Annotated in this window: 22 protein-coding genes; 12 read left to right on the top strand and 10 right to left on the bottom strand. The window is 68.5% G+C overall.

The genetic code is table 11. The annotated features are described in order from the left end of the window. Nucleotides 1-52: 52 nt before the first annotated feature. Both tesB and AB0B90_RS22445 read right to left on the bottom strand, forming a co-directional pair. Entirely contained in the window at nt 53-919 is an 867-nt protein-coding gene (tesB, locus tag AB0B90_RS22450; protein WP_362924456.1) for an acyl-CoA thioesterase II, read from the bottom strand. Then, nucleotides 916-2988, bottom strand: coding sequence for an ATP-dependent DNA helicase UvrD2 (locus tag AB0B90_RS22445; RefSeq protein ID WP_362924454.1), 2073 nt, complete (start codon nt 2986-2988; stop codon nt 916-918). The genes tesB and AB0B90_RS22445 overlap by 4 nt, the downstream gene beginning before the upstream one ends. 175 nt (nt 2989-3163) lie before the next feature. Between AB0B90_RS22445 and AB0B90_RS22440 the strand changes: the two genes are divergently transcribed. Then, complete coding sequence (locus tag AB0B90_RS22440; RefSeq protein ID WP_350947838.1) at nt 3164-4375, top strand: alpha/beta hydrolase; 1212 nt, start codon at nt 3164-3166, stop codon at nt 4373-4375. Nucleotides 4376-4433: 58 nt separating this feature from the next. Next, nucleotides 4434-4688 (top strand): glutaredoxin domain-containing protein, encoded by a 255-nt coding sequence (locus AB0B90_RS22435; protein ID WP_350947839.1) that lies wholly within the window; start codon nt 4434-4436, stop codon nt 4686-4688. A 216-nt stretch (nt 4689-4904) separates the two neighbouring features. Here AB0B90_RS22435 and nudC read toward each other — a convergent pair whose 3' ends face one another. Next, nucleotides 4905-5882, bottom strand: a complete 978-nt coding sequence (gene nudC / locus AB0B90_RS22430; protein WP_350947840.1) for an NAD(+) diphosphatase — start codon at nt 5880-5882, stop codon at nt 4905-4907. Between the two features lie 375 nt (nt 5883-6257). Here nudC and AB0B90_RS22425 point away from each other — a divergent pair, with 375 nt between their 5' ends. The 3 genes from AB0B90_RS22425 to AB0B90_RS22415 are packed head-to-tail and all read left to right on the top strand — an operon-like array spanning nt 6258 to nt 11229. Next, complete coding sequence (locus AB0B90_RS22425) at nt 6258-7421, top strand: siderophore biosynthesis protein (RefSeq protein WP_362899165.1); 1164 nt, start codon at nt 6258-6260, stop codon at nt 7419-7421. Further along, complete coding sequence (locus AB0B90_RS22420) at nt 7418-9418, top strand: IucA/IucC family protein (RefSeq protein ID WP_362924451.1); 2001 nt, start codon at nt 7418-7420, stop codon at nt 9416-9418. The genes AB0B90_RS22425 and AB0B90_RS22420 overlap by 4 nt, the downstream gene beginning before the upstream one ends. Further along, the gene (locus tag AB0B90_RS22415; protein WP_362924449.1) at nt 9415-11229 is read left to right on the top strand and encodes an IucA/IucC family protein; all 1815 of its coding nucleotides are present in this window, start codon (nt 9415-9417) and stop codon (nt 11227-11229) included. The genes AB0B90_RS22420 and AB0B90_RS22415 overlap by 4 nt, the downstream gene beginning before the upstream one ends. A gap of 56 nt (nt 11230-11285) precedes the next feature. On the opposite strand, the gene AB0B90_RS22410 is transcribed toward AB0B90_RS22415, so the two are convergent. After that, on the bottom strand, nt 11286-14534 hold the full coding sequence (locus AB0B90_RS22410; protein WP_362924447.1) for a penicillin acylase family protein: 3249 nt from the start codon (nt 14532-14534) through the stop codon (nt 11286-11288). Between the two features lie 417 nt (nt 14535-14951). Between AB0B90_RS22410 and AB0B90_RS22405 the strand changes: the two genes are divergently transcribed. Further along, a complete protein-coding gene (locus AB0B90_RS22405; protein ID WP_362924445.1) occupies nt 14952-15953 on the top strand; it encodes a type IV toxin-antitoxin system AbiEi family antitoxin domain-containing protein in 1002 nt (333 codons plus the stop codon). Nucleotides 15954-16419: 466 nt separating this feature from the next. On the opposite strand, the gene AB0B90_RS22400 is transcribed toward AB0B90_RS22405, so the two are convergent. Both AB0B90_RS22400 and AB0B90_RS22395 read right to left on the bottom strand, forming a co-directional pair. Beyond that, the gene (locus AB0B90_RS22400; RefSeq protein WP_362924443.1) at nt 16420-17208 is read right to left on the bottom strand and encodes an ATP-binding protein; all 789 of its coding nucleotides are present in this window, start codon (nt 17206-17208) and stop codon (nt 16420-16422) included. Next, on the bottom strand, nt 17205-17615 hold the full coding sequence (locus AB0B90_RS22395) for a hypothetical protein (RefSeq protein WP_362924441.1): 411 nt from the start codon (nt 17613-17615) through the stop codon (nt 17205-17207). The genes AB0B90_RS22400 and AB0B90_RS22395 overlap by 4 nt, the downstream gene beginning before the upstream one ends. A 469-nt stretch (nt 17616-18084) precedes the next feature. Here AB0B90_RS22395 and AB0B90_RS22390 point away from each other — a divergent pair, with 469 nt between their 5' ends. From AB0B90_RS22390 to AB0B90_RS22370, 5 genes are all read left to right on the top strand, one after another. Continuing rightward, nucleotides 18085-18972, top strand: coding sequence for a helix-turn-helix transcriptional regulator (locus AB0B90_RS22390; protein WP_362924439.1), 888 nt, complete (start codon nt 18085-18087; stop codon nt 18970-18972). Further along, nucleotides 18938-19141 carry a DUF397 domain-containing protein gene (locus AB0B90_RS22385; RefSeq protein WP_362924437.1) on the top strand — a complete coding sequence of 68 codons (204 nt, stop codon included), beginning with the start codon at nt 18938-18940 and terminating at the stop codon, nt 19139-19141. Before AB0B90_RS22390 ends, AB0B90_RS22385 begins: the two co-directional genes overlap by 35 nt. A gap of 62 nt (nt 19142-19203) precedes the next feature. Beyond that, complete coding sequence (locus tag AB0B90_RS22380; protein ID WP_362924435.1) at nt 19204-19407, top strand: DUF397 domain-containing protein; 204 nt, start codon at nt 19204-19206, stop codon at nt 19405-19407. 763 nt (nt 19408-20170) lie between these two features. Then, nucleotides 20171-21082, top strand: coding sequence for a hypothetical protein (locus AB0B90_RS22375; protein WP_362924434.1), 912 nt, complete (start codon nt 20171-20173; stop codon nt 21080-21082). 262 nt (nt 21083-21344) lie between these two features. Then, a complete protein-coding gene (locus AB0B90_RS22370) occupies nt 21345-22148 on the top strand; it encodes an SAM-dependent methyltransferase (RefSeq protein WP_350947856.1) in 804 nt (267 codons plus the stop codon). Nucleotides 22149-22244: 96 nt separating this feature from the next. On the opposite strand, the gene AB0B90_RS22365 is transcribed toward AB0B90_RS22370, so the two are convergent. Then, nucleotides 22245-23570 (bottom strand): phytase, encoded by a 1326-nt coding sequence (locus AB0B90_RS22365; RefSeq protein WP_362924431.1) that lies wholly within the window; start codon nt 23568-23570, stop codon nt 22245-22247. Between the two features lie 289 nt (nt 23571-23859). Next, on the bottom strand, nt 23860-24783 hold the full coding sequence (locus AB0B90_RS22360) for an AraC family transcriptional regulator (RefSeq protein ID WP_350947858.1): 924 nt from the start codon (nt 24781-24783) through the stop codon (nt 23860-23862). A gap of 113 nt (nt 24784-24896) precedes the next feature. Here AB0B90_RS22360 and AB0B90_RS22355 point away from each other — a divergent pair, with 113 nt between their 5' ends. Beyond that, complete coding sequence (locus AB0B90_RS22355) at nt 24897-25448, top strand: NAD(P)H-dependent oxidoreductase (protein ID WP_362924428.1); 552 nt, start codon at nt 24897-24899, stop codon at nt 25446-25448. Between the two features lie 45 nt (nt 25449-25493). Here the strand turns inward: AB0B90_RS22355 and AB0B90_RS22350 are convergent, their stop codons facing one another. Both AB0B90_RS22350 and AB0B90_RS22345 read right to left on the bottom strand, forming a co-directional pair. Further along, entirely contained in the window at nt 25494-26687 is a 1194-nt protein-coding gene (locus AB0B90_RS22350) for a cytochrome P450 (RefSeq protein WP_362924426.1), read from the bottom strand. A gap of 56 nt (nt 26688-26743) precedes the next feature. Beyond that, nucleotides 26744-26971 carry a hypothetical protein gene (locus tag AB0B90_RS22345; RefSeq protein ID WP_362924424.1) on the bottom strand — a complete coding sequence of 76 codons (228 nt, stop codon included), beginning with the start codon at nt 26969-26971 and terminating at the stop codon, nt 26744-26746. Between the last annotated feature and the right edge of the window lie 6 nt (nt 26972-26977).

The following is a 26977-nucleotide window of genomic DNA, read 5'->3' as shown; positions in this document are numbered from 1 at the left end:
TAAACCCCGGCCCGGGGAGTGGGCAACCTATTTTCCACCTGCGGTTTTGCGACTATCTCACGCGGATCATCGCCTCCTGAACTACCGACACGGCCAGTTTCCCGGACCGGGTGAACATCTCCCCCTTGGCGAGCCCTCGCGCCGCCCCGGACCACGGTGACTCCTGGGCGTAGAGCATCCACTCGTCCACCCGGAAGGGACGGTGGAACCACATCGCGTGGTCCAGCGACGCGCCGAAGAGGTTGGACGCGCCCCATGCGAGGCCGTGGGTGAGAAGGACGGTGTCGACCAGGGTGAAATCGGAGGCATAGGCGGCGAGCACCACGTGCAGCAGCGGATCGTCGGGCAGTTCCGCGTCGTAGCGGAACCACACGTTGGTGTTTGAACCGCGAAGCTCCGGGTCGCGGTAGGCCTCCCAGGTGAGGGGGGTGACGTAGCGGGCGTCCACCGGCCTCGGCCTGGAGACCCAATCTCGCAGCGGCGAGTCCGGCCCCACCGCCTGGAGAATCCGGTCCTTGAAGAGCGGCAGGCCCTCGGGGTCGACCACCTGCGGCATCGTGGCCGCCTGGTGTTCGACGCCGGTCTCCGTCACGTGGAAGGAGGCCGACATGGTGAATATCGCCTTACCGTGCTGGATGGCCACCACCCGGCGGGTGGTGAAGGATCGGCCGTCGCGGACCCGCTCGACGTTGTAGACGATCGGGATGGCCGGGTCTCCGGGACGGATGAAGTAGGCGTGCAGCGAGTGGACGTGGCGGTCGTCGGGCACCGTCCGTCCTGCGGCGAACAGTGCCTGGGCGGCTACCTGGCCGCCGAAGACACGTTGGATACGCTCCTTCGGGCTGCGCCCCCTGAAGATGTCGAGCTCGATCTGCTCCAGGTCGAGCAGATCCAGAAGCTCCTTCAACGCCTCGTTCACGCGCCCTCCGTCTGGTTTGCGGCGATACGGCATAGTTCGAGTACCGCCTCACCATAACGATCAAGCTTGACCCGTCCGATTCCGGTGATGGCGAGGAGATCCTGCTCAGAAAGCGGTGCCCGTTCGGCGATGGCCTGGAGGGTGACGTCGGTGAAGATCGCCCACTGGGGGATCTTCTCGTGCTTGGCCACTCCCGTACGCCACGACTTGAGCGCGCCGAGCAGCGCCTCGTCGTAGTCGGCGGGGCAGCCCGCGCACCTGCCGAGCTTCTGCTCGGTGGCGGCGGTGAGGGTCTTGCCGCAGACCCGGCAGCTGATCGGCGCGGCGACCTGGCGGCGGTCGGCCGCCGCGGCCGGGGCGTCGGCGCGGCTTTTCCGCGCGGAGCGGCCGGTGAGCCCGTCCAGGAAGCGGGACGGTTTGCGGGAACGCCGCCCGCCGGGTGAACGCGCCAGCGCCCACGACAGCGCGAGGTGGGCGCGGGCGCGGGTGACGCCGACGTACAGGAGGCGGCGCTCCTCCTCGATCTGCTCGGGCGTCTCCGCGTAGATGATCGGCAGCATGCCGTCGGCGACGCCGACGAGGAAGACGGCGTCCCACTCCAGGCCCTTGGCGGCGTGCAGCGAGGCCAGGGTGACCCCTTCGACCGGCGGCGCGTGCTGCTCTCCGGCCCGGCGCTCCAACTCGGCCACGAAGGCGGGCAGATCGGCGCCGGTGGCGGCGAGGTCCTCGGCGAGATCGGCCAGTGCCTTCAGTGACTCCCACTTCTCGCGGGCCTTGCCCCCGCCGGGAGCCTCGGGAGTGAGCCCGATGCCGGCCAGGATGTCGTGCACGGTCGAGGCGAGCGTGTCGCCGGGCTCGGCCGAGCGGGCGGCGCCACGCAGCAGCACGACCGCCTGGCGGACCTCGGGACGCTCGAAGAAGCGGTCGGCGCCGCGCAGCACGTACGGCAGGCCGGCCTTGGCGAAGGCCTGCTCGTACGCCTCGGACTGGGCGTTGACCCGGAACAGCACGGCGATCTCGCGGGTGGGCACCCCGGTGCCGACGAGCTTCTTCACCGCCCGGGCCACGCCCTCCGCCTCGGCGGTCTCGTCGTCGTACTCGGTGAAGACCGGTTCGGGGCCGTCGGGGCGCTGGGCGATCAGGGCGAGCTTGTGCGGGGTGCGTGCCCTGTCGAGCACCCGGTTGGCCAGGGAGACGACCTGGGGCGTGGAACGGTAGTCGCGGACCAGCTTGATCACGGTGGCGTTGGGGTGCTCGACCGAGAAACCGGTCAGGTAGCGGGGGGTGGCCCCGGTGAAGGAGTAGATCGTCTGGTTGGGGTCGCCGACCACGCACAGGTCGTCGCGTCCGCCGAGCCAGGTGTCGAGCAACAGCTTCTGCAGGGGGTTGACGTCCTGGTACTCGTCGACCACGAAGTAGCGATACTGCTGGCGGATCTGGGAGGCCACCTCGCGGTGCTCGGTCATCACGGCCGCGGTGAGCTCCAGGATGGTCTCGAAGTCGACCAGGTGCCGGTCGCGGCGGAGGTTCTCGTATGCCTCGTAGAGCCGGAAGACCTCCTCGGCGGGGACGGGCGAGACGCGGCCCGCCTTTTTCGCGGCCTCCGCGTAGTCCTCGGGGGCGATCTGGGTGACCTTCGCCCATTCGATCTCGGAGGCGATGTCACGCAGTTCGGAACGGTCCTGGTTCTTGCGCAGGACGCGACAGGCGTCGATCAGCAGCGGCAGCTTCGACTCGATCACCCTGGGCGGGTCGCCACCGATGACGCGCGGCCAGAAGTAGGTGAGCTGGCGCAGCGCGGCGGCGTGGAAGGTGCGCGCCTGCACGCCCGGCGTGCCGAGGTGCCGCAGCCGCTGCCTGAGCTCACCGGCCGCGCGAGTGGTGAACGTCACCGCCAGCACGCCCTGGGCGTCGACCACTCCGCTGCGGACCGCGTGCGCGATGCGGTGGGTGATGGCACGGGTCTTGCCCGTCCCCGCCCCCGCGAGGACACAGACCGGTCCTCTGACGGCTTCCGCCACCTCACGCTGCTCGGGGTCCAGTGCCGCCAGAACGTTGTCGGGCTCCACGGAGCCTCCTTACACGCAGTCGAACGGACCGGGCGGCAACATCCTCCCAGTCACTGGCCAAGCATCAGTCATTCTGGCAACATGCCGCCGTCAACCTATGTGGTTCGCCGAGATGCACAAAGCGGGCTTTTTGCTCCACAATGGGGGCGACCGATCCGGGGGAAGGAAGAGGCTCGTGCGAACTGGGGTAACCGTAGGTGCACTCGCCCTGGCGACGGCGATGGTTGTACCCGCGGTGGCGTACACGACCGCGCACGCCCACACGGTCTCGGCTCCGGCCCAGACCGGCGGCGCACCCGGCTCGGCGGAGGCCCCCACAGGCAGAGCCACCACCGGCACGGCGAAGGCCGGCGCGGACGACACGGATCGCAGCACGTACGGCACGGCGAAGGCGACCACCGGGGTGGCCGAGATCGGTACGGCCACCGCGGGAACGACCGGCACGGGGACCGGCGTGAGCAAGGCCGGCACGAGCGGTACGGGCACGAGCGGAACAAGCACGGGCGGTACGGGCACGGGCGACCCCAAGAAGACCTCCGCCCAGAAGACCCGTGCGGGCAACCCGACGCCCCCTCCGGTGGGCCAGCCCGACCCTCTGGTGCAGGGCACGGTCGTCAACACCGTCGCGTACGGTCGGCACGTCCGCCAGCGCATGGACGTCTGGTACCAGACCGACGAGTTGAAGCGGCCGGGTGTCTTCCTGATCCACGGCGGCTGGTGGTCGTCGGGCGACAAGAAGTACATGACCGAGATAAGCCGCAGCTACGCCGAGCAGGGCTACGTCGTCTTCAACATCAACTACCGCCTCTCCACCGACGCCTCCTGGCCGGCACAGCGCACCGACACGCTGAGCGCGATCGCCACCGCACGGCGGAACGCGGCACTGTGGTCCTTCGACCCGAACAACTACGTGGTCGTCGGTTTCTCCGCCGGAGGCCACCTCGCCGGGGCCGTGGGCACCTACAAGAACGGCTGGCCCGGCATGCGCGGCGTCGTCGGCATCTCCCCGGTGATGTCCCCGCTCACGGCGTACACCGAGGGCATCGACACCTTCGACCTGGAGAGGCGCAAGCTTCGCGAGTCGGCCATCAGGCTCGCCGGGGGCTGTGAGCCCACCGGCAAGTGCGCCAGGGTCTGGGCGAGCATGGAGGTGCCGTGGCACGCGAGCCGCGGTGACGCGCCCATGCTGGTCGTGCACTCCGAGGACGAGTTCGTGTCGCCGGAGCACAGCGAGCAGCTCAAGGAGCACCTGCGCAAGGTCGGCGTGCCGGTGACGATCGTCACCGAGCCCGGCATCGCGCACAGCTCACCTCTTTACCGGCTGCCCGGTGTGGCGGACCGGGTTCAGCAGTGGGTCGCGGAGAAACTGCTCCCATCGGGAAGATGAACGGCCCTCGCTGTGTTGCCAATGGCGCCGGACATCACATGAGGGGATTTTTCACGACATGGCGCTCACTGTGTACACCACGACCTGGTGCGGTCCCTGCAAGCGGCTGAAGAGCCAGCTCAGCCGCGAGGGGATCTCCTACAAGGAGGTCGACATCGAGAGCGACCCGGACGCGGCCACGTTCGTCATGAGCGTGAACAACGGTAACCAGGTCGTCCCCACCGTCGTGGTCGACTCCCCCACCGGCCAGGTCGTCAGGACCAACCCCTCGGTGATCGAGCTCAAGCGCATCCTGGCGGGCGCGGGCGTGTAACCGCCCTTTCCACTGTCAGGTCCACTGTCGGGCCCCGGTCTCGCTTCCATGGACACCGGGGCTCTCGTATGCCGGGACGTCCTCGACCTCGTGACCCGGCGATCCGCCGCCTGTCGGAGGTCTTCCCCGCAAGGTGGGAGATCCCGAGGGCGGCGAGGTCTTTTCCCGGCGTTTCTCCTCGGCGGGGACGGGTCGTGGCCTTCCCCGCGGAGAGGGTCACCAGTCGCCGGTGAGCGGCTCGCCGTACCAGGCCTCGATGAGCCTGCGGGCGATCGACACCTCGGGCGGCAGGCGCACCTCGCCGCTCTCCACCGCGGCCAGCAGCTCGGCACGGCTGAACCAGTGGGCCTCGGCGATCTCCTCGGCATCGAGGACGAACTCCGTCGACGTGGCCCGCGCGAAGAAGCCGAGCATCAGGCTGCGCGGGAAGGGCCAGGGCTGGCTGCCCATGTAGCGCGGCTCGACGACGCGCACACCGACCTCCTCGACCACCTCGCGCGCCACGGCGTGCTCCAGCGACTCGCCGGGCTCGACGAACCCGGCCAGCACCGAGAGCCGCCCCTCGGGCCACTGCGGCCCTCTGGCCAGCAGGCACCTGTCGTCCTCGTCGCGAACCAGCATGATCACCGCGGGATCGACCCGGGGGAAGTGCTGGCTGTTGTCCTTGGGACAGACGCGTACGTGCCCGCCCGCGCGCACCTCGGTGGCGCTCCCGCACCGGGGACAGAACTCGTGGGTGGAGTGCCATGCCTCCAGGGCGACCGCGTACACCAGCAGCCCCGCGTCCAGATCCTCCAGCATCGCCCCCACCTGGCGGAGTCCGGCGGTGAGGGTCTGGCCCTCCTCCAGCTCCGAGGAGGCGAGCGGGGCGACGATCCGGTTGAAGGAACCGGTGTGGACGCTGTCCGCCAACGGTGCCGCCACGGCGAAGTAGGCGATGCCCTCGGCGTCGACGCCGAGCAGGTAGCGCTCCCCGTCCGGCGCCTCCGCCGTGGGCAGCAGGACCAGCTTGGCCTCTCCGCCGCTGCGCCGGACCAGCGCCTGTCCGTCGTCGATGACCACGACCCTGGTCGCGGTGTCCGCCCAGGCCTTTTCGAGCCACTCGGCGTCGCCGCGAAGCGCCGCCGACCGGTCGATGGCACTGCGCGCGAGCAGCAGCGGTCCCAACAGTTCTTCTTGTGCCGCGATTTCCACGCCGTTCAGCCTCCCCCACCGAGTGCACATCCTACGCCGCAGGACGAAGCCCCCATCCGCCCCTCTGCGCGCACAGGTCCTCCCTCCTTCCCGGCATGCGCGCGAGGAAGGTGGCACACGTCTTGGCGCACGAGCCCTCCCCCTTTCTCCGCGTACGCGCGGGAGAGGCGACACACGCCTCGGTGCGTCATCGGTTCTCCTCCTTCCTCACCCCTCGTCCGGTTCTCCCGCCCTGTACAGCGGGCTCCGTGGGCTCTCATCATTGGGCGACACGGACATCTACTGTCAATAAGCTGATCGCCTCCGCGCGCTGATCGGCTGCAGGCTAGGATCTCCGAGTTAGGTTAGCCTTGCCTGATATCGGGGGTCCCTGCATTGCGGCTGTACCTCACCGCGCTGAAACCGACCGACTCGGTCACCGACGGCTTTCTCCCCGCGGCCCGCGCGCTCGGCTGCGAGGTCACCGTCCTCACCGACCGGCCCGAGCGGTACCGCGACTCCGGGGCCGAGGTGCTCCGCTGCGACGTGCGCGACGCGCGGGCGGTGATCGACACCGTCGCGCACCACCACGCCCCGGACGCGATCTTCTCGAACTCCGACCACATCCAGGCGGAGACCGCGCTCGCCGCCGCGTACTTCGGCCTGCCGGGCAAGGACTGGCGGGCCTGCGTCGACACCAAGAACAAGGCGCTCACCCGGCGGCGGCTCGCCGCCGCCGGAGTCGAGACCGTCCGTTCCGCACGGCTGGCACCGGACGATCCGCCGCCCGCGGACCTGCCGTTCCCCGCGGTCGTGAAGCCCCGCGAGGGCGTGGCGAGCGAGGACGTCGTACTGGTCCGCGACACGGGCGAGCTCGCGGAGGCCGTCGCGGCCATCCGGGACAGGCGCCCCGGAGAGACGCTGGTCGTGGAGGAGTATCTCGACGGCCCTCTGCACACGATGGAGACGCTCGGCGACGGCGAGCGGATCAGGGTGCTCGGCGGTTTCCGCACCACCCTCGGGCCGCTGCCGTACTTCGTGGAGGAACGGCTCGACTGGGAGCCGCCCCCCGGCCGTGACCACGTGCTGCGGGCCCTCGGGGCACTGCGGGTCGGGTTCGGGGCCTGCCACACCGAGTACGTGATGACTCCGGCCGGGCCGAGGATCGTCGAGGTCAACTACCGGGTGATCGGCGACCACTGCGACTTCCTGCTGGCGAGCATGCTGGACGCGCCCCTGTTCGAGCTCGTTCTCGGTGTGCATCTCGGGGCGCGTCTCGATGCGCGACCGCGGTCTTCCGGCGAGGGGCACGCGACCGCGCTGAGCCTCGTCGCCGACCGGCCTGGAACCGTGGTGAGCGCTCCGGGCACGGTCGTTCCCGCGCCCGGTGACCCGGTCCGTGTCTGGCACCGGCCGCTGCGCGCGACGGGCGACCGGATCGACCTGAGCAACACCAACCGCGACTACGTGGGCATCGTCCGCGCGATCGGCCCCGACCGGGCCCGCGTCGACGCGGCCGTCGCGGCCTTCACCTCGGAGAACCCGTGGGTGATCGCGTGAGCCGGAACAGCGTGGACGATCGGGTGAGCCGGAGCCCCGTGGGCGGCCGAGTGCGCCCCGGAACCACGAGCGACCACGCGGACCGAGACCCCGCGAACGACCGGGTGCACCCCGGAAGCACGGGCGACCACGCGGACCGGGAACGCGCGACCGATCGCGTGGTCCGCGGAGGTCCCGCGGAGGTGCCGGCGGGTCGGCGATCCACGGGCGACCGGGTGAACCGGGGCGTCGCGAAGGCCCGCGCGGTCGGCGGAGGTTCCGGGAGCGAACGGGAACGATACCTCGCAACCCGGGTGCTGAACGCGCTCCTGCGCGAGGACTACGGCGGTCTGGCCGCGCGGGTGACCCGCGACAAGACCGGTGTCGCGCTGCTCCTGCCGGGGGGCAGGCGGGTGCGGTTGACCCCCGGCTCGCTGTTCCAGGACTTCGTGGTGGCCCCGGAGGAGACACTTCACCTGGAGGAGGTCCTGCGCACCCTGCGAGAGATCTCCTCTCTCGCCGACACCGCCGGGGTGGAGTCGTTCGTCACCGAGTGCCGCGAGGCGCTGCGCGCCCTCGACCTTCACGACGCCCACCGTGAGGACGTACTCGCCCGGCTGGCGGCCACCGCCGTCGCCACGCGTCCCGGCCTCACGCACACGACGGCGAGCGGGAACGGGCGCGACGGCGTGTGGTACGAGACGCTGGCCGCGTTCCTCGATCACCCCGTCTACCCGACGGCCCGGTCCCGGAGCGGCCTGTCCGACGAGGACCTGACCGCGTACGCGCCGGAGTTCGCGCCCGCCTTCGAGCTGCGCTGGGCGGCGGTGCCGCGAGAGCGGCTCGTCGGGACGGAGCCCCCGGTGGCGCCCGGGTTCGCCGCCGTCGGCCTGGCCGGGGATCTCGCGCGGACTCACGTGCTGTTCCCCGTACACCCGCTCACGGTCCCCGCGGTCGAGGAGATCCCGTGGGCGATCATGGCTCCGTCGGCGTACCTGGAGGTCAGGCCCACGCTCTCGATGCGGACGGTCGAGATCGTCCCCGGCACGCACCTGAAGCTGCCGCTCACCACCAGCACCCTCGGGCTGCGCAACCGCAGGTCAATCAAGCCGGACACGCTGGCCGACGGGGCACGGGCCGAGATGCTGCTGCGGGCCATGCCCGATCCCGAGGTGCTTCTCGCCGACGAGCAGACGTACGGGCACGCCGGGCACGAATACCTGGGCTGGCTGCTGCGCCGTCATCCCGCCGGGGAGGTCGTCCCGGTCGCGGCGCTGCCCGCGCCGCTGCCCGGAGGCGGCCTGGTCGTCGAAGAGCTCGCCGGGCGGTGGTTCGGCGGGGACGTCACCCGGCTGCTCGGCCGATACCTGCGGGTGCTGTTCCGCTTCCACGTGCGGCTCTTCGTCAGGTACGGCACGGCGCTGGAGGCCCACCAGCAGAACCTCGCGCTGGTGTTCGGCGCCGAGACCGCGAGCGGGAACGCCCCCGGGGGCGACATCGCGGGTGACGGGGGCGCGGGTGTCAGGGGGGCGGGTGACGGAACAGCGGCCGACGGTGTCCTGCGGCTGCTCGTCAAGGACAACGACGGCCTGCTGACCTCACCGGACAGGCTGCGGTCCGCCGGGCTCGCGGTGCCGGACCTCACCGACGCGCGGATGTTCACCGACGACCCGCACGCGCTCGCCGACGTGTTCGTGACCATCACCCTGCACCTGGCCGCGGCGGCCGTGACGTTCGGAGCGCTGCCCCCGCCGAGGGCCTTCGAGCTGGTCCGCGACACGCTCACCGAGGCGCTCGACGAGTACGGAGAGGATCCGATGGCCCGGCTGCTGCGGGCCAGGACCCTCGACGCCGACCGGCTCGTCGGCAAGTCGATGATCACCGCCGGGACCCTGGTGGACAAGGCCCGCACCGGCGCGCGGGACGTGAACAAGTTCTACGGCACGAGCGGGCCGAACTATCTCCGCCACCCTCCCCAGCTCCCGCGAACCCCCCAGCTCCCGCGAAGGACGACATGACCAGCCTCGCCCTCGGCGCACCCGCCGCCGTCGCCACCGCCGTCGCCGAGGACGTCTCGCTGGCGGCGCTGCTGCGCTGCTGCGTGAGGGAGATCGCGGGCCCCCGGGGGCAGGTCGGGTACGAGGGGTCGTACGTGCTGCTGCGCGTCGCCGGCACTCGCCTGCGGGTCCGCGCGCACGGCGGGCTCGCGCTGCGCTTCGAGGGGCGGCCCGAATGGTCGGAGGACGGCTCCTGGCGGCCACTCTCCGTGGACATGCTCGTCCGGCTGGTGGAGACCGAGCTCGGCAGCGGGCTCGGCGAGGACAACGACGAGTTCGCCGCCCAGGTCTCCGCGAGCAGGGACGTCATCGCGGCGCTGGTCGCGGCCCGGCAGGAGGTGCCGCCGCCCACCGACCCGTGGCTCGCCTCGGAGCAGGCACTGGTCGGCGGGCATCCGTTCCATCCCAGTCCGAAGGCGCGCGGCGGCGCGGACTGGCTGCGATACGCGCCGGAGGCGCACGCGAGCTTCCCGTTGCGGCTGCTCGGGGTGAGGGACGACGTGCTGGCCGGGGAGGGTGACACCGGCGTGCTCGACGGGCTCGGCCAGGCGCCGCCCGGCTATTCGCCGCTGCCCGCGCACCCGTGGCAGCTGGAACTGCTCGCGGCGGACCTGGCCGCGCCACTCGCCGACGGCCGCCTGATCGACCTGGGGGAAAGCGCCCGGATGGCGGTTCCCACGTCGTCGGTCCGCACGGTCTACGAGCCGCTGATCGACCGGTGCCTGAAGTTCAGCCTGGATGTGCGGATCACCAACTGCGTGCGGAAGAACTCCTGGTACGAGCTGGCGGGCGCGGTCGAGCTGAGCCGTCGTCTCGAACCGGTCTTCCTCGAACTGGCCGCCGCCTTCCCCGGCACCCGCTGGCTGCCCGAGCCCGGCTACCGTTCCGCGAGGCTGGGCACCCGGCTGCTGGAAGGGCTCGGCGTGATCGTCCGGGTCGGCCCGTGGTCGGTGTGCAGGCCGGGGGTGACCCCGCTGCTGAGCGGCGCGCTGGCCGCCGGGTGGCAGGTGGCGGGCGACATGCCGGACACGGTGCGGTCGCCGGTGACCGGAGCGGTGCGAAGCGGCGTACCGGACACGGTTCGGTCGCCCGTCATCGAAGTGGTGCGAAGCGGCGTGCCGGACGTCGCCCGGTGGCGGGCGGCGGGAGCGGTGCCGGGCGTGGCCGGGCCGCCGATGACCGGAACGGCGCCGGGCGGCGTGCCGACGGGCATCGCCGGGATGTCAGTGGGCATGGCCGGGGTGCCGACGGCCGATCCGGTGCGCTGGTGGCGGGCGTACGTGGAGTGCGTGGCGCCGCCGGTGCTCGACGCCTACGTGAGTCACGGCGTGGTGCTGGAACCCCACCTGCAGAACGTCCTGATCGGTGTGGACGCGGACGGACTGCCCGTGGAGGCCGTCTTCCGCGACCTGGAGGGCACGAAACTCGTCGCCGGACGGCACGACCTGTCCGGGGTGCCCGACCGGGTCGCCGAGGCGCTCGCCTACGACGCGGCCTCCGGCTGGAACCGGGTGGTCTACTGCCTGATGGTCAACCACCTCGCCGAGATCGCCGCCTCCCTCGCGGGGACCGGGTCCACCCGGGAGCTGTGGGCGGTGGCGGGAGACGTCCTCGCGAAGTACGCGGCGTCGCGCGGGTGGCCCCGGCCGCTGTCGGAGCTGCTGTCGGGAGCGCCGCTACCGGCCAAGGCCAACCTGTCGGTCCGGTGGGCGCGCTCGGCGGACCGTTCCGCGGGATACGTGACGGTCGCCAACCCGCTGGCCACGACCTGAGACGGTCGCCGCCGTCCTCCCGGCGGCGACCGTCACCTCTTCACGTCAGGTGTTCGTCACCGGGGATATACCTCCAGCTCGTAGAGGGAGTAACCGTACGACGTCCCCCGCTTGACGCCCTGCATGCGGACGTACCGGGCGGTGGTCGGGGTGAATCTCACGTTGTCCACGCCCCCGTTTCCCGTGGTGGTGGAGTAGACGGTGGTCCAGGTGGAGCCGTTGGTCGAGGTCTGGATCGAGTAGGCGGCCCCGTAGGCCGCCTCCCAGCGCAGCAGCGCCCTGGCCACGGTCGTGGCCGACCCGAGGTCGACCTGGAGATACTGGTTGTCGCTGGACGAGCTCGACCACCGGGTGGTCGGGTCGCCGTCGACGGCCCTGCTCGCCGGGTAGAAGAGCTGGGTGCTCGACGCCGAGGCGCTCCTCCCCTCCGCCAGGTTGTCGATCGCGTCGCCCCGGTGGGCGGGGAACGACACGACCTGCTGGTAGGTCGGCCGGTTCTGCCAGGAGATCAGCGAGTGCGTGATCCCGCCGAGCGGAGACTGCTCGACGGCGTCGGCGCACCACTGGTCGCCCGCCGCGCACACGTCGTCTCCGGGGTAGGTCGTCGCCGCGGGTTCGGCGAGCGCCGCCGCCAGGCTCTCCAGCAGGACGGTGCGGCAGCCCGCCACCGTGCCGTTCCCGCAGTACTTGGCGGGCAGCGGTCCGGAGACCGCATCGCCGAGCACACTCCTGACGTCCTTGCTCACGTAACCCCACCAGCCGTACTGGAACGCCGAACCCTTGTGCGCCTGGGCCTCGTTCGCCGAGGTGGGCAGGGTGGACAGGTCGCCCTGCTGGTGTCCGGAGGGTGACTCGTTGATCTGGATCGCGTTCACCATCGACTGGTAGAGGCCGTCACCCAGACCCGGCCTGAACTGCGCGCGGACGAGCTTGGGCCACCAGGCGTCGAACGCGCGGATCGCGTCGGCGTGGGCGTAGGACTTGCCGCCCTGCGAGGTCTCCAGCCTGCGAGATCCCGCCGACGTCCAGGCCGACAGCTTGGAGACGGCCGAGGCGAGGGCCGGGTCGGTCACGGCCGCGCTGTTGATCACCCGGAGCAGGTCGGGCAGGACCCTCTTCCCGCGCAGGTCGGTCACACCGGCCTCAGCCATGATCTTCGTGGTGCCTGCCCGGTCGAGCCTGCCGCTTCCCGACAGGGCGGCCTTGATCGGGGCGTCCAGCAGGTCGGCCCGGTGAATCGGCCCGAAGCTGAAGTTTCCGTCCGCGGCGCCGTAGTCCTTGGCCTGCTTGTTGTTCCAGCTGACGAAGTAGTCCTGGTTCACCGCTTGGGGGTGGGTGGCGGGAGCGGTGTAGGTCGCGCTGTTGGTGGCCGGGTCGAAGCCCGCCCACTCGTGTGCCGCGTCGGCCGTCATCGGCAGGTTCGGGTCGGACACCGCGGACCTGACCGGGGTGTTGCCCGACATGAAGTACGCCGCGTCCTTGGAGTTGACGTAGAACCAGTTGAACGCGAAGCCGATCGTCGAGGCCGAGTTCGCGAACGCCGCCGCGTCACCCATCTGGGCCGGGTCGTTGAACATCTGAAAGCCGATCGCCGAGTCGACCTCGTGCTGGTACGTCGACCGCAGCGCGGTGAAGGCGGTGGGCTGCCCGCCGACGGTGCCGCGCCAGCTCACCAGCCCGTACTTCGTGCGCTGGATGACGAGGTCGTACGAGCCCTTGGCGGTGGAGTCGGCGACGGTGGGCTTCCACGAGTTGGTCTTCCTCAGCGTCTCCATCTCCGTGCAGACGCCCCGGTAGAGGTAGTGGTTGGACGCGGTGGTGGGCGCGCCGCCGCCGGGCTCGCAGAGCTGGAGGGCGTACGTGTCGGTGATGTCCTGGCCGCTGGAGGTCGCGCTCCAGGCGTAGTCGGTGCCCCTGCCGAGCAGCACGTAGAGGTTGAGCCCGGCGAAGGCGGCGCCGCGCGAGCGGATGCCCGGCCCGGAGAGCTCCTGCAGCATGAGCAGCTGGGGGGCGAAGTAGCCCGTCTGCGGGCCGAACACCGCGATCGGGTTCCCGGTCGCCGACTTCGCCGCCGAGACCACCACGGCGTTCGACATTCCAGGCTTGGAATTGTCGACGAGCAGGCCGTCGAGCACGCCCTTCTGCGCCGTCGTCGCCGCAGAGGTGGCGGAGCCGGTCTCGTTCGCGGTGATGTCCACGGGCGCCGTCGACGGGTCGGGCAGGACGACCCCGGTGGCTCCGGCGGGCGCGGCGCCGGACGGGAAGCTCTGGCCGTTGTGCAGGGTGAGCGTCGCCTCCGGGTCGTTCTGCGCGCGGAACGCCGCCCAGACCTGGTCCCCGACCGCCGTACCGTACTTGGCTCGGGCGGCGACCCGCACGAGCGCGGACTGCATCTCCGCACCGCCGCCACCGCCGAACAGCCCGCCGATCACGCCGGAGATCGCCACCAGGTCGGTCATGGTGAACTTCACCGGGCCGCCCGCGTTGGTGATCGCGTCGAGGTGCCCGGTCAGTACGTACTCTCCTGGACAGTTACGGTCCGCCATGCAGCGGTCGATGTAGGCGTTGACTCCGGCGATGTAGTGCTGCACGTCGGTGTAGAGCTGCGCGCCCCGGGGGCCGGAGTCCCTCAGCCTGGTGATCTGCGCCTGGAGGTCCGCCTCGGTGTAGGGGGCGTTGCGCCAGGCGCTCTGCTCCAGCGCCCGGTTGCCCGGCGCGCCACCGGCGAACGGCGTGAGCTCACCGCGGCCCACGTGCCGCATCAGGTCCATCACCCACAGGCGGTCCTGCGCGCCCGCGTACCCGGCGCCGAACATCGTGCCCTCGCGGGTCGTCCCGGTGATGTGCGGGGTCCCGGTCGCCTTGTCGCGAACGATCGTCACGTCCGAACGGGGGCTCGTGGTGCTCTCCACCTGTCCGGCGGGGACGCCGAACGAGGCGTCGTTGAAGAAGTCGGCGATCTGGTCGTTGGTGAGGCCGGTGTAGCCGGACAGGAGGTTCGCGTACTTGCCGAGCTGGTCGTCGCTGTGCTTCGGCTTGGTGCCCAGGGCCTGGTGGGCGAGGATCCCGGCGAGGGTGGCGTTGCCGTTCTGCCCCGGAGGCAGGATGTCGGCGCACTCTCCGAGGCAGTAGTCGTCGGGAGGGAGGACGGCCGCGGTCGCGGCTCCGGCTGTGTTGCCGGCCGTGTTGCCGGTCGTGGACGAGGTCGTGGAGGCGGCGGCCGCGGGCACGAGGGGGGATGCCAGCGTGAGGACCAGAAGGAGCCCGGAGGCCGCCGTGGTCATCCGCCGGAGGCGTGCATGCATAGGAGGATCCCCTAAACATGAGGCGTACTCGGATGTTGAGAGGAACATACGTTCCGGCCAACACCGAATCAATGGCCGCTGTGATAGTGATTCGCCTAGATTCATGACTCGGGGTCAACCTGGCAGTTTGCCCTGGAAGCCTCGCCTCCGCCGGGGAGCCGCACCGCCCGGCACTGCCCGTCTCCACGTTTCCGCACTTCACCGGCGTTTTTCCGAACACACCTGCGCCGGATCACAGAGGGCCGCGTCGTGAGACGTATTCAGCCGCCGCCCGACGCTGGGCGATCAAGCACGTCTCGTACGTCGAGTCCGGCCAAGAAACCTCCCGACCCGGAAACCAATGACCGACGCCCCTCGGCCACTTCGCCTCCGACACGCCAACCCTCGATCGCACTGAAGATTTTTACCCTGTGATGCATGAGACGAGATCGGGCGCTCAGGACGGTGGGTGAGCTGACTGCTGATCAGTGGGGTCTGGTAACAGCGGCTCAGGCCAAAACCGCAGGTCTCAGCGCTGTGGATCTACTGCGACTGGTTGACGCCGGTTTCCTGGAAAGCGTCGGCCACGGCGTCTACCTCATCACGAGCGCGGTACAGCCTGAACATCTGGACATCAAGGTCGCCTGGCTGCGACTTGAGCCCAGGCAGCCGGCATGGCGACGCCACAGCATTGAGACGTACGGAGGAGTGATCTCCCATGCCTCGGCCTGCGAGCTCCATCAACTCGGGGATCTCCCGACGTCGGTGGTGGAGATCTCGGCACCTCGCCGCCGCACCACCCGCGAACAGGGAGTACGCATACATCGCGCCGACTTCGAACCGGCCGATGTCGTACTGGTCGACGGACTGCCGGTCACCACGGCCGAGCGAACCGTGGTCGACCTACTGACCGCACATGTGGATGGCGCGCATATCGGCGGAGTGATCGCCGACGCCGATCGGCGCGGCCTGACAAACCGTGATTCTCTCGCTCGACGGGTTGAACGGTTCACGGCCTCCTATGGACTGCCTCGCACCGCCTCTGGACGGCAACTGCTGGAGTACCTGGTGGAGCAGTCCGGCGCGGAGATGCCCATCGAGGAAGCCGCACGACTCAGGCAAGAGGGCATCGCCCAAGGTTTCATCTCCGCACTCGCACTGCTTTCTGAAAGTGAAAACGAACGAGCGGATCGGATCGGATCCGAACGCCCCAACCTTCAACTCTCCAAAGTGCAGACTCAAGCCATCTCGTCACTGGCCGAACAAATAGCACGCTATTTCGGATCACCACCAATAGCCAATCATCAGATTTACAAAACTTCCCGAACCGCCGCTCACCGCTCTCCCGCCACGAAAACGAAGGCAGCCAGTTCTAACCGTTTTAAACAAAGATCGACTACGGGCAGCAGCGACGACTCACCTTCCGGAGATGCCCGGTGAGTGATCTCTACACCACCCCCCGAGCCGTTGAGATGGCCATGAAAAAACGCCTAGGAGCTCTTGCCAAACAACACGGACTCAATCCCGCCCTGATCTTCCGTAGCTTCTACTTCAGTCGCTTGTGAAGTCCATCGCCGCACCGGGATGGGAACGGATTTGACGTTGCCGGATCGATTTACCGTACCCGATTCCTCCTGGATCAAGGGCTATCCCACCGCTGCGGCCGAGGTCGTTGGACTCAGGGGGTGCCTTTCCTTGGTTGATGCTCAGGTAGCCGCAGACAGGTTCATCACTCCCATACTTGCCGGCACGTCCGTGGGGCGGTGGAATCCTCGTTCGGCAGTATGGTCGATGGCTGATTGAGTGGTGTTTCAAGCGCAAGCCGACCTGGTGGCAAGGCCGGGCAGTGCGCCATCTCCCGGATCTGCGAGCCGAAGCACGCAGAGGGCGGCCGATTCCGCCCCCATCAGGGCAGCCGGTCACTCCTGTGGGACACCACCGCGCGCACCCCGGCAGGCGTCGAGCCCACGCAGTCGACGGCGTGGGACGGGTCGGACTCCACGTGGGAGATTCCCCAGGCGGCCCAGACCGTCTTGCCGATTCCGCCCCTCACCGGGACCACACCCCACCGGTCGGCCAGCACCTCCACGATCGCGAGCCCTCGCCCGTGCGAGGCGTCCTCGCCCAGGCTGAGCCTGCGGGGCCGCTCGGAGCCGTGATCGGTGACCCGTACGCAGACTCCCCGGGCCGTGCTCCACAGCGACAGCCGGATCGGCTCCTCTCCGTACACCGTGGCGTTCGCCACCAACTCGCCGACCACCAGGACCGCGTCGTCGACGAACTCCGGAGCCAGGTCCCAACGGGTGAAGACGTCGCGCGTCATCCGGCGGGCCTCGAAGACGGTCGCCGGGTCACGGGGAATGTCCCAGCAGACGGTCCGGAGTCCGTCGGGGGTGCCTGCGACCATCAGATCTCCTTGCCCGTGCCGATAGGTTTCCGCCTGCTCGTGAACTTCCGCTTCGGTCTCTTCCGCCTCGCGCATCAGCGCGCACAACTCCTCGGCCGTGCCCGCCTGCACGACCAGCGGCTCGCCTCCCACCGCGATCGCGTAGAACCGGCGCCCGCCCACCCCGTACATGACCAGCCAGCCCGTCTCGGCCCGATCCAGCCGGTCCGCGACCTCCCGCTGCTCGCGGTCCCAGCGCCGTGGACCTCTCTGGTCGACGGGCTCGCCCCGCCGATGCCGCCCGCTCACGCCGCTTTTTCCTGCCGCAGCATGCCCGGGTACGGCCTCCGCCCGCTCCCGGCGACCTCGTCCGGTGGTCGTCCTCGCCCGTACGACGCGAACGACCCCACACCCACCGGCTCCACGGGCCGGGCGTGACGTCCCTGACCGGGAAACGGCCGCACCTCCCTCGCCGGGCGTACCTCCGCCGAGGCGGACAGGCGCCCCGCGAACCCCAGCCGCCACCACTCCGCCAGCCGCGCCCGGAACTGCGCGGGAGTCGGCCGCTCGTAGGCGTGCGCCTGCCAGTGCGGCAGGCATCGGTCGTCGTGCGCGTACGGCGAGTGCCCGCACCACCGACACCCCAACGGCGCGGGCGGCCGGTCACCACTGAAACGCATCCGGATGACCTTGATCGCTCTTGTAAAGTCGACCATGGGATCGGACCTCCTACGTCCGGTTCAAGAGGCCGTCACGGTGTTGCCTCACCGTGGCGGCCTCGCCTATTGGCATCGGTTCAGTGGAGACGAGACGAGATGCGACCATCGCAACCGCTTGGGCCGGATAGGTGGACCAGGATCACCGATGTCACCGCCTTTCTCATTCCACATCGAGCAGAGCAGACATTCCTTCTGTCGATTCAGAACTGACATGCAACTCGTGCCCGAACTGCCGATACGCAAGTGGCATTAAATATACCAATCGCCGATATGGCACTAATTCGGACACGTTTCCGCAGGCTCCGGGGCAAGCAACCGCCACTGTCGCAATGCGACCACTTTCCCGCCTCAAGCCCACTAGCATGCTGGCAGAGCAAAGTATAAATCGCAACGCACAAGTGATTGTGCGGTAAATTGTCCACTTTGACCGGAGGTCATAGCGGACAATTCCCAGGGAGGTCTCAGCATGGCGAACAGCCCTACGGTCAAGCGACGGAGGCTTTCTCAGGCGTTCCGCCAACTCCGCCAGGAAGCCGGCCTCTCGGTGACCGAGGCCGCCAGAAGGCTGGAGTGGGAGCCGTCGAAGATATCGAGGATGGAGCGTAACGAGTGGAAGCTTCCCAGCGTCCATGACATACGCCTGATGCTCGACTTCTATGGGGTCACCGACAAAGACCAGCGCGAGGCGATGATCACTCTCGCCAGGGAGTCACGTCAGCGCGGCTGGTGGGAGAAGTACCAGGACGTCTTCCGGACCAGCCTGCCCGACTTCGAAGCAGGTGCCAGCGTCATCCGAACCTGGCAGATTCTCCTCGTCCCGGGATTGCTCCAGACAGAGGCATACGCGAAAGCGATGTGGCGAGCCGGGCAGGTTCTGGACGAGGCACTCATTGAGCGCCATGTGCAGGCGAGGCTCGCACGCCAGGAGATCCTCACCAAGGAGAATCCGCCAACCCTGCTGGCACTGATCGACGAAGCCGCATTGCGAAAGTTGATCGGTGGGGCCGAAGTGATGTGCGAACAGATCGACCACCTCATCGCCATGGCCGCCAGGCCGAACGTCACCATCCAGGTAGTTCCCGACTCCGCTGGCGCCCATCCTGCTCTGGACGGGGCGTTCGTCATTCTGGACTTCCCCAATGACCCGAGTCTCATCTACACCGTGACCGTAACGGAAAATCTATGGCTTGAGCAGCCAGCCGACTATCAACGATATAGCCTTATCTACAATCACGTGATGACATTGGCTCTATCGCCAGAAGAGTCGATTCGGTACCTCACGGAACTCGTAGAGCAACTCAAGAGACAGGTGAAACACCATGGGCCAAAGGAATCAGATTCTCACCTGGTATAAGAGCACTCTCAGTGGGGTCAACACCGATGACTGTGTTGAGGTCGCCAACCTCCCCTGCGGTGACCGAGCTGTACGAGACAGCAAAAACCCCAACGGACCCATGCTCAACTTCACGCACACCGAATGGCGAGCATTCATCACCAACATCAAAACCGGCCAGTTCGACTAGCCAAACCAGCCGACTCGGCAGGCGGCTAATCCCATGAAGCATCAAAAGGGATAGGCGAAACAGTGGACCAGACCCGTCCGAATCTCACCTGGCGCAAGAGCACCCTCAGCGGAACCAACAACGATGACTGCGTCGAGGTCGCCAACCTCCCCGGCGGTAACCAGGCCGTACGAGACAGCAAAAACCCCAACGGACCCATGCTCAACTTCACGCACACCGAATGGCGAGCATTCATCACCAACGTCAAAAACGGCCGGTTCGACTGACCCGGACAAGCAGCAGAGCCAGTTCGTCATCCGGAAATACCCGTGGATCAAAACAAGGGACAAGGAAAACCCGGGGCCGGAGAACTCGGAATCTCCCCTGGCATAGGAGCACTCTCAGTTGGGTCAACGCCGATGACCGCGTCGAGGCCGCCAACCTATCCGGCGGCCTGACGGCCACCTGCGCGATCCGATCACGAATGACGGATATCGACAGCGGGCGACCCTGCCCATTCAACTCCGGCTTGGCGCCGAGCCTCCCACCGCTGCCCGGCCCGGACTTCCACCGGCGAGCGACAACGAGCTCATGAGAACCGAGGTGAGCCGTTATGTCAAGGCTTCATCTCCTGCTCTGCCAGGCGTACGAAAAAAGCTCAACGAGTTGACGGCCGCCGCATCGGGCGAATCTGCCGTGTCGCCTCCGGAAGACGATCATCCGGCACAAATAATGATATTCTCTCCCACCCATAAATCGATGGGATCGCCAGCGCGGACTTTTGGTCCGGACCGGATATTCGGGAATTTATTTTCGCTCTGGACTTCGGCCGGTCAGCGAGGGAGCATCCTTTTCGAAACCTCGGACGCAGGAGGCGACGACGGACACAAAAGGACCACTCCGGGAAAACGCCGCGTTCCCGCCCTCGGCCAAGGTCCATCGATGTTCGCCGGTAATGCCACGGAGCGATCGCGCCTCGTCCACCCTCCCCGCCGTCACTGAGCGGCTCCGAACCCGCCGGGACAGCGGACCGTCGAAAGGAGACCCACCTTGTTCGACCGAGCCTTCACCACCGACCGACGGCCTTTCACCCGATTAGCCTCCGCGGTGACCACTGTGATGCTGGTCCTGGCCTCCAGCGTGACGGGGCTCCTGACCGCCTCTCCCGCCCACGCCGCCTATCCAGGCGTCAATGGCAAGATCTACTTTCTGCAAGACGAGGACATCTACAATATCGACGCCGACGGCACCAACCCCACCCAGCTCACCAACACCCCCGCGATCGAGCGCGAGCTGAGCGTGTCCGCCGACGGCCTCAAGATAGCCTTCTTACGCTGCTCGGGCACTTCGGCCGATGTGTACTTGATGAACGCCGACGGCACCGGCGTCACCCAGCTCACCACCGGCTCCAGCGCCACCTGCATGGGGCTCGACATCTCCCCCGACGGCACCAAGATCGCGTACACCTTCAACGGCGGGATCAAGGTGATCAACGCCGACGGCACCAACCCTGTGACGCTAATCACGGGCAATGCCTACTTCCCGGACTACTCCCCCGACGGCACCAAGATCGCCTACGGGCTGACCAAAGACATTTACACCATTAACACGGACGGAACCGGACAGAACAAGCTCACCGTGAACCCACCTACCTGGAGCGACACCTCCAGCCATCCGGACTGGTCCCCAGACGGCACGAAGATCGTCTACATGCATTCCCAGCCAGGTCCTCCGCCGCTCATCTACGTCATGAACGCCGCCGACGGCAGCAGCAAGACTTGGCTCTCCGCCGGAGATCTCAGGGCGGTATGGTCCCCGGACGGCACCAAAATCCTTTGCCAATACACTCGCTTAATGATCATGAACCCTGACGGATCAAACAGGACCGCACTGGCAACCCCTATAGGCAGGCGGCTCGGCGACTGGGCGGTCGCCACCTCCCCCTCGGCGCCCAGTCCCTGATCGACTCCCTTGGGCCTGTGAGAACACCGACCGGCGTTCGATTCCCACTCTGACGACGCCGACCTTCCTTGCGGGTGACCTCATCACCATGCGCGGTGCCCCAGGCGGGGGCATCGCGCCTCATGGTGGTCAGCGTCATCCGTTGACTTCCGAGTTCGCGTCCGCCGCCAAACGCTCACGGCGATGACCTCATCTCGCTGCCAAAACGTGAAAGCCTCTCTAAGATCAAAGCCAGACAAAGGCGGAAGAGTCTGGAGAAACCGTGGATGAGCAGGCTGGGGCGGCCGGGATTGACCCGAACGTACCCAACATCGCCCGGATGTACGACTACTACCTGGACGGCAAGGACAACTTCGCCTCCGACCGGGCCGCGGCCGAGCAGATTCTGAAGATCTTCCCCGAGACACGCGACTCCGCGAAGGAGAACCGGGCGTTCCTCGCCCGTGCCGTACGCCTCCTGGTCGAGGCGGGCGTCCGGCAGATCGTGGACCTGGGCTCCGGGCTTCCCACCAGGGGCAACACGCACGAGATCGCGCACGAGATCGCACCCGACACCCGCGTGGTCTACGTGGACTACGACAGCGTCGTGTGCGCGCACAGCCGGGCGATCCTGGAGAACAGCGACAACGTCACCGTCGTGCAGGCCGACGTGCGTGACCCGGAGACGCTGCTGGCCGAGCTTCGCGAGCACGTTGATTTCGACCAGCCCGTGGCGTTCCTGCTGCTCGCCATCCTGCACTTCATCCCGGACGAGAGCCCCGACGGCGCGGGTGCCTACCAGATCGTCGAGCGGTTGCACGAGGTGAGCGCGCCGGGCAGCCATCTCGTCGTCAGTCACGGCACCGACGCCAAGCCCGACACCACGCCGGAGGCCCTGGAGGTCTACAACCGGGCCACCGCGTCGCTGAGCCTGCGCACGCACGCGGAGATCTCCCGCTTCTTCGACGGCTACGAGCTGCTCGAACCCGGCCTGACGTTCCCCAGGGAGTGGCGTCCTGTCGACGAGCCCCTGTTCGGTGCTCGGAACACCTCGATCGGCTACGTCGGGGTGGGTCGCAAGCCCTGACGCGCCTCGGCGCCGGGAGGGAGCAGCGGGTCGCCCCGACGTTCCCGCTCGGCGCCGTACGAGCCGCTCGTACGGCGCCGAGCGGGTGAAGGCAGGTCAGCGGCGCGGGTTCCAGCTCTTGGTGTCGATGTCCAGGCCGAGGCGCCGGGCGATGTCGTCCCACTTCACGTACTTGAAGTTGGTGTTCTCCCGCACCTCGCCCTCCGAGTCCGACGCTTCGGGGGTGTTGGTGCCGTCGTGCGTGACGAACAGGCCCTTGGGGAACCCACGGCCCAGAGGCACGTTGATCACCATCGCCCCGTCGCTGCCCTGCACGCCGTCGATACGACCGCGCTCGCCGACCTGGAAGGAGCCGAGGTAGGCGTTCCTTCCGCCGCGGTCGTAGACGGCGAAGGTGTTGTCTCCCTGGCTGGAGGCGATCAGGTAACCCTTGCCGCCCTTGCCGTGGTAGACGGTCAGGCCCTCGGCGTCCGCGGTCAGGTTGCGACCGCCGAATCCGGGGTCGGCCCCGGGTACGCACTCGTCGGCGTCGGCGTCGTAGGTGGCGGGTACGCCGTACTCCCGGACGCGGTCGACCAGCACCGGTGAGCCGGTGAGATCACCGTTCATGCGCCAGATGCCGACGTCCTCCTGTGCCGCGTAGAGCGTGCCGGTCCCGGCGTCGACGACCATGCCCTCGATCTGCGGACCCACGCCCGGCTCGTCGCAGGGAGTCCAGCTCCGACCGTTCGGGAGGGTGAAGCGCGAGGGCAGGTCGATGGTCCTGATCTTCGTGTAGCCGACCTTGCCGCCCGGGGCGTCGGTGAGCTTCAGCAGCGCGAGCCGCGTCGTGTGCCGGCGGCTGACCAGGACGTAGGTGCCCGAGTCCCGCTTCCAGGTCGCGAGGCCGTACACGGTCTCGGCCTCGTTCACCTCCGCCTGGGTCTTGTTGAAGACGAACGGCGCGGCGGGGTCGGTGACGTCGGTGAGCACCCGCCGGTCCCTGCCGGACTTCGCGGGGTCGATCCGGTAGACGCGCAGTTTGTCCGCGCCACGGTCGGAGGCGACGAAGATGTCCGACCATCCCGCCGCGGAGGCGTGACCGTAGACGACGTCCACGTTGTTCAACCGGCCAGGTTCGTCGTCCCGGCCGGGCGCGGCCGGCGCGGGCAGGTGCTGGAGCTGCCTGCCGTCCAGGTCGTAGACGTAGAGCCCGCCCTCCTTCGCGGTGGCGGCGATCACGCTCGCCGCCGGGGAGGTGGGGTGGACCCAGATCGCCGGGTCGTCACCGTTGGCGTTGCCTCCGGCCTCGTCGTCGAAGAGGGCCGGGGTCTCCACCCGGGGTTCGACGGTGGGCAGGTCCTTCGCCGTCGCCGGTAGGGCCACGGTGCCGAGCAGGCAGACCGTCAACGCCGTGGACGTCAGTGTGCTCAAGGGACGCATTGACTTCTCCTGGGAAAGGGGGGTGTCGCGACCTCGATCCTGTGCAGGGAAACGGAACGAACGATGAACCGGACCGGAACTTCCGCTCAAATCAGGATGCCGTTCGCACTTGCCGACAAACTTCGATCTCAGCTTCAAACTCGCTCGGAGTGGGTCGAAAATACTCCCGACCCGCGCGACGTGACGGGTGACGGGATGACCGTCGCGCCCGTTCGGCCACCGGAGACCCACAACGGCGGCGGGCACGCGTCCAGCCGCCTTCCGCCCCGGACGACCCGCCGCGTTCCCGCTAGGCCACCGCGCTCTGGCGGCGATACCGGCCGGGCGCCACGCCGAACTCCCGCTTGAAGGCGTTGCCGAAGGCGAACTCCGACCCGTACCCCACCCGCTCGGCCACCTCCGCCACCGACGCGTCGGAGTCACGCAGCATGCGGGCCGCGCTCATCAGCCGCCACCAGGTCAGGTACGCCAGCGGCGGCTGCCCGACCAGTCCCGTGAAACGGCGGGCGAAGCCGGCGCGCGACAGGCCCGCGTGAGCGCCGAGGGACTCGACCGTCCAGCGGCGGGCGGGGTCGCGGTGGATGGCGTCGAGCGCGCGGCCGACGGCCGGGTCCGCCAGCGCGGCGGCCCAGCCGGACAGGGTGCAGGGCTCGTCCTGCGTCTCGAAGTAGGCCCGCAGGACGTACAACTGCAACATGTCGAGCAGGGACGACACGACGGTGTCCGTGCCCGGGCGGGGGTTGTCGATCTCGCCGGCCAGCAACTCGACGGCGGCCCGCAGCTCCGGATGGCTGCCGAGCGTCGAGGGCAGATGGATCACGCCGGGCAGCGAACCCAGGATCGGGTGGGTCCTGTCGAGGTCGAGCAGGTAACCGCAGGACAGAATGACCGTCTCGGCGCCCGCCCCGCCGAACCCTGCCGAGGCGAACAGCTCGGAGTGCACGCCACAGTCGGACTCGACCAGTGGCCTCGCGGGATCGTCGGCCAACCCGAACGAGTCGCCGTGCGGCAGGAACACCAGGTCGCCCACGCTCAGCGGAACGGGATCGCCCTCCTCGGGGAGCAGCCAGCAGGACCCGCGCAGCACCACCTGGAACCCCGCGGAACCGGGCGACGCGCGGAACGACACCCCCCAGGGCGCACGCCAGGAGACACGGGCGGAGGTGGGGCGTCCACACCGGATGAAGGCCGCGACGTCGCTCAGCAGATCCACGCGGCCAGTCTACGTCCTGAGACGATGGCTTATAAATATTGGACAGCTGCGCATTCATTATCTCAGCCGGCCTCCCTACGGTGGTTTTCACAACCGAGCGAGGGAGCATCGACATGCTGAAGGTGGGCATCATCCTGGGCAGCACCCGCCCCGTCCGCAACGGCGAGGCGGTGGCACACTGGGTCCGCGATCTGGCGGCCAAGCGGGGCGACGCCGAGTACGAACTCGTCGACCTGAAAGACTACGAACTGGGAAATCTGGACGAGCCCGAGCACCCCGCCATGGGCAACTACCAACACGAGCACACCAAGCGCTGGTCGGCCAAGATCTCATCCCTGGACGCGTTCGTGATCGTGACTCCCGAGTACAACAACTCGTTCCCCGGCGGGCTCAAAAACGCCCTCGACTTCCTGTACGCCGAATGGGGCAACAAGGCGGCCGGTTTCGTCGGCTACGGCGTGGACGGCGCGCCCCGGGCGATCGCACACCTACGGCACGTGCTGGGCCTGCTCAGTGTGGCCACCGTGTCGAACCAGGTCGGGCTGTCGATCCACACCGACTTCGTGGACGGCTTCAATCCCGCCTCCGTCCACGAGGACCGGCTGAACGTCGTCCTCGACCAGGTCCTCGCCTGGGGCACCGCCCTGCGCCCGCTGAGAGGATGAACCGGGACGCCGCCGTCCACGTCTCTCCCGCCTCAGCGGGCCCGCTCAGCCGACGGAGGTGAGCAGCGGCAGTTTGCGTACGCCGGTCATGTTGGGGCTGGGGATGAACTGCGGCGGCTCGTCCGGGTCGGTGCGCAGGTGCGGGAAGCGGTCGAGCAGGATGTCCAGCGCGACGCGGCCCTCCAGGCGGGCCAGCGGGGCGCCGAGACAGAAGTGGATGCCCCTGCCGAAACCGAGGTGGGGGTTGGGGTCGCGGGTCGGGTCGAAGACGTCGGGGTCGGCGAACTGCCTGGGGTCGCGGTTCGCCGCCGCGATCCACACCATGAGCAGCTGATCGGCGGGCACCTGCTGTCCGCCGATCTCGACGTCGACGTTGGTGACGCGGCCGAGGGCCGCGAACGGGCTGAAGAAGCGCAGGGACTCCTCGATCACGGCGGGGATCGTCGAGCGGTCCGCACGGGCACGGGCGAACCGCTCGGGCTGTTCGTCCAGGCAGAGCACCGTGTTGCCCAGCAGCATGGTGGTGGTGATGTGCCCGGCCAACAGCAGGATGTTGGCGAAGTTCACCACCTCGGCCTGGCTGAGCCGCTCACCGTCCACCTCGGCCTCGACGAGCTGGGTGAGCAGGTCGGCGCGCGGGTGGCGCCTGCGCTCGGTGGCGTGTTCGCCGAGGTAGTCGGTGAGGTGCTTCATCTGCTCCATCGCGACCGCGAGGTTGCGCTCCTGCTCCTCGCTGCGGTTGACCAGGGAGAACCGCTGGGAGTTCTCGAAGATTCTGTCGACCCACTGCTTGAACACGTAGCGGTCGGAGCTGGGCACCCCGAGCAGTTCCGCGATGACGATGACCGGCAGCGGGTAGGCGAGGTCGGCCACCAGCTCCAGCCGGTCCTGCTCGGCCACCGCGTCGAGCAGCTCATTGGTGAGCGCGGCGATGCGCGGTTCGAGGTCGGCGACGATCTTGGGGGTGAAGGCGTGGCTGACGAGCTTGCGAAGCTTGCCGTGCATGGGCGGGTCCAGCTGCGTCAGGCTGCGCTCGGCGGGCCTGGCGATCTCGGGCACCATGCGGCTGGTGTCGGACGAGAACGTCTTCGGGTCGCCGAGAATCCGCAGCGCCTCGGGGTAGCCGTAGACGTTCCACATCCCGGTGTCGGCGTCGAAGCTCACCGGCTGGTCGGGCCGCTTTCCGCGTAGCCAGAAGTGCCCCTCGTGCAGGCCCCATGTGTCGGCGATGGTGGTCATGGCGCGCCTTTCCGCTCGGGACGGGTCCAGGATCGAGGACGTGGCCGGCCGGCTCCTCACTCTCGGGTTTCAGGTCGCGCCGAACAGGCGATTCGCGCGCTCCCGATCCGCGTCGGTGATGCCCCCTGCCACCCGGGACCCCACAGGCGCTCCAGAGCCGCCATGCCGTCCTTGACGCGACGCTGTTCTCGCAGAGCCTCGGCGATGTAGCCGGAGGAGTCGCCGGATCGCCGCGCTTCGTCCGCGAGGTCGTCCGGCAGGGAGGTCGTGATCCGCTTGGCCACATCCAC

It is taken from the genome of Streptosporangium sp. NPDC049078 (assembly GCF_040648855.1).
Taxonomy (GTDB): domain Bacteria; phylum Actinomycetota; class Actinomycetes; order Streptosporangiales; family Streptosporangiaceae; genus Streptosporangium.
This window is presented reverse-complemented; position numbering and strand designations above follow the sequence as displayed.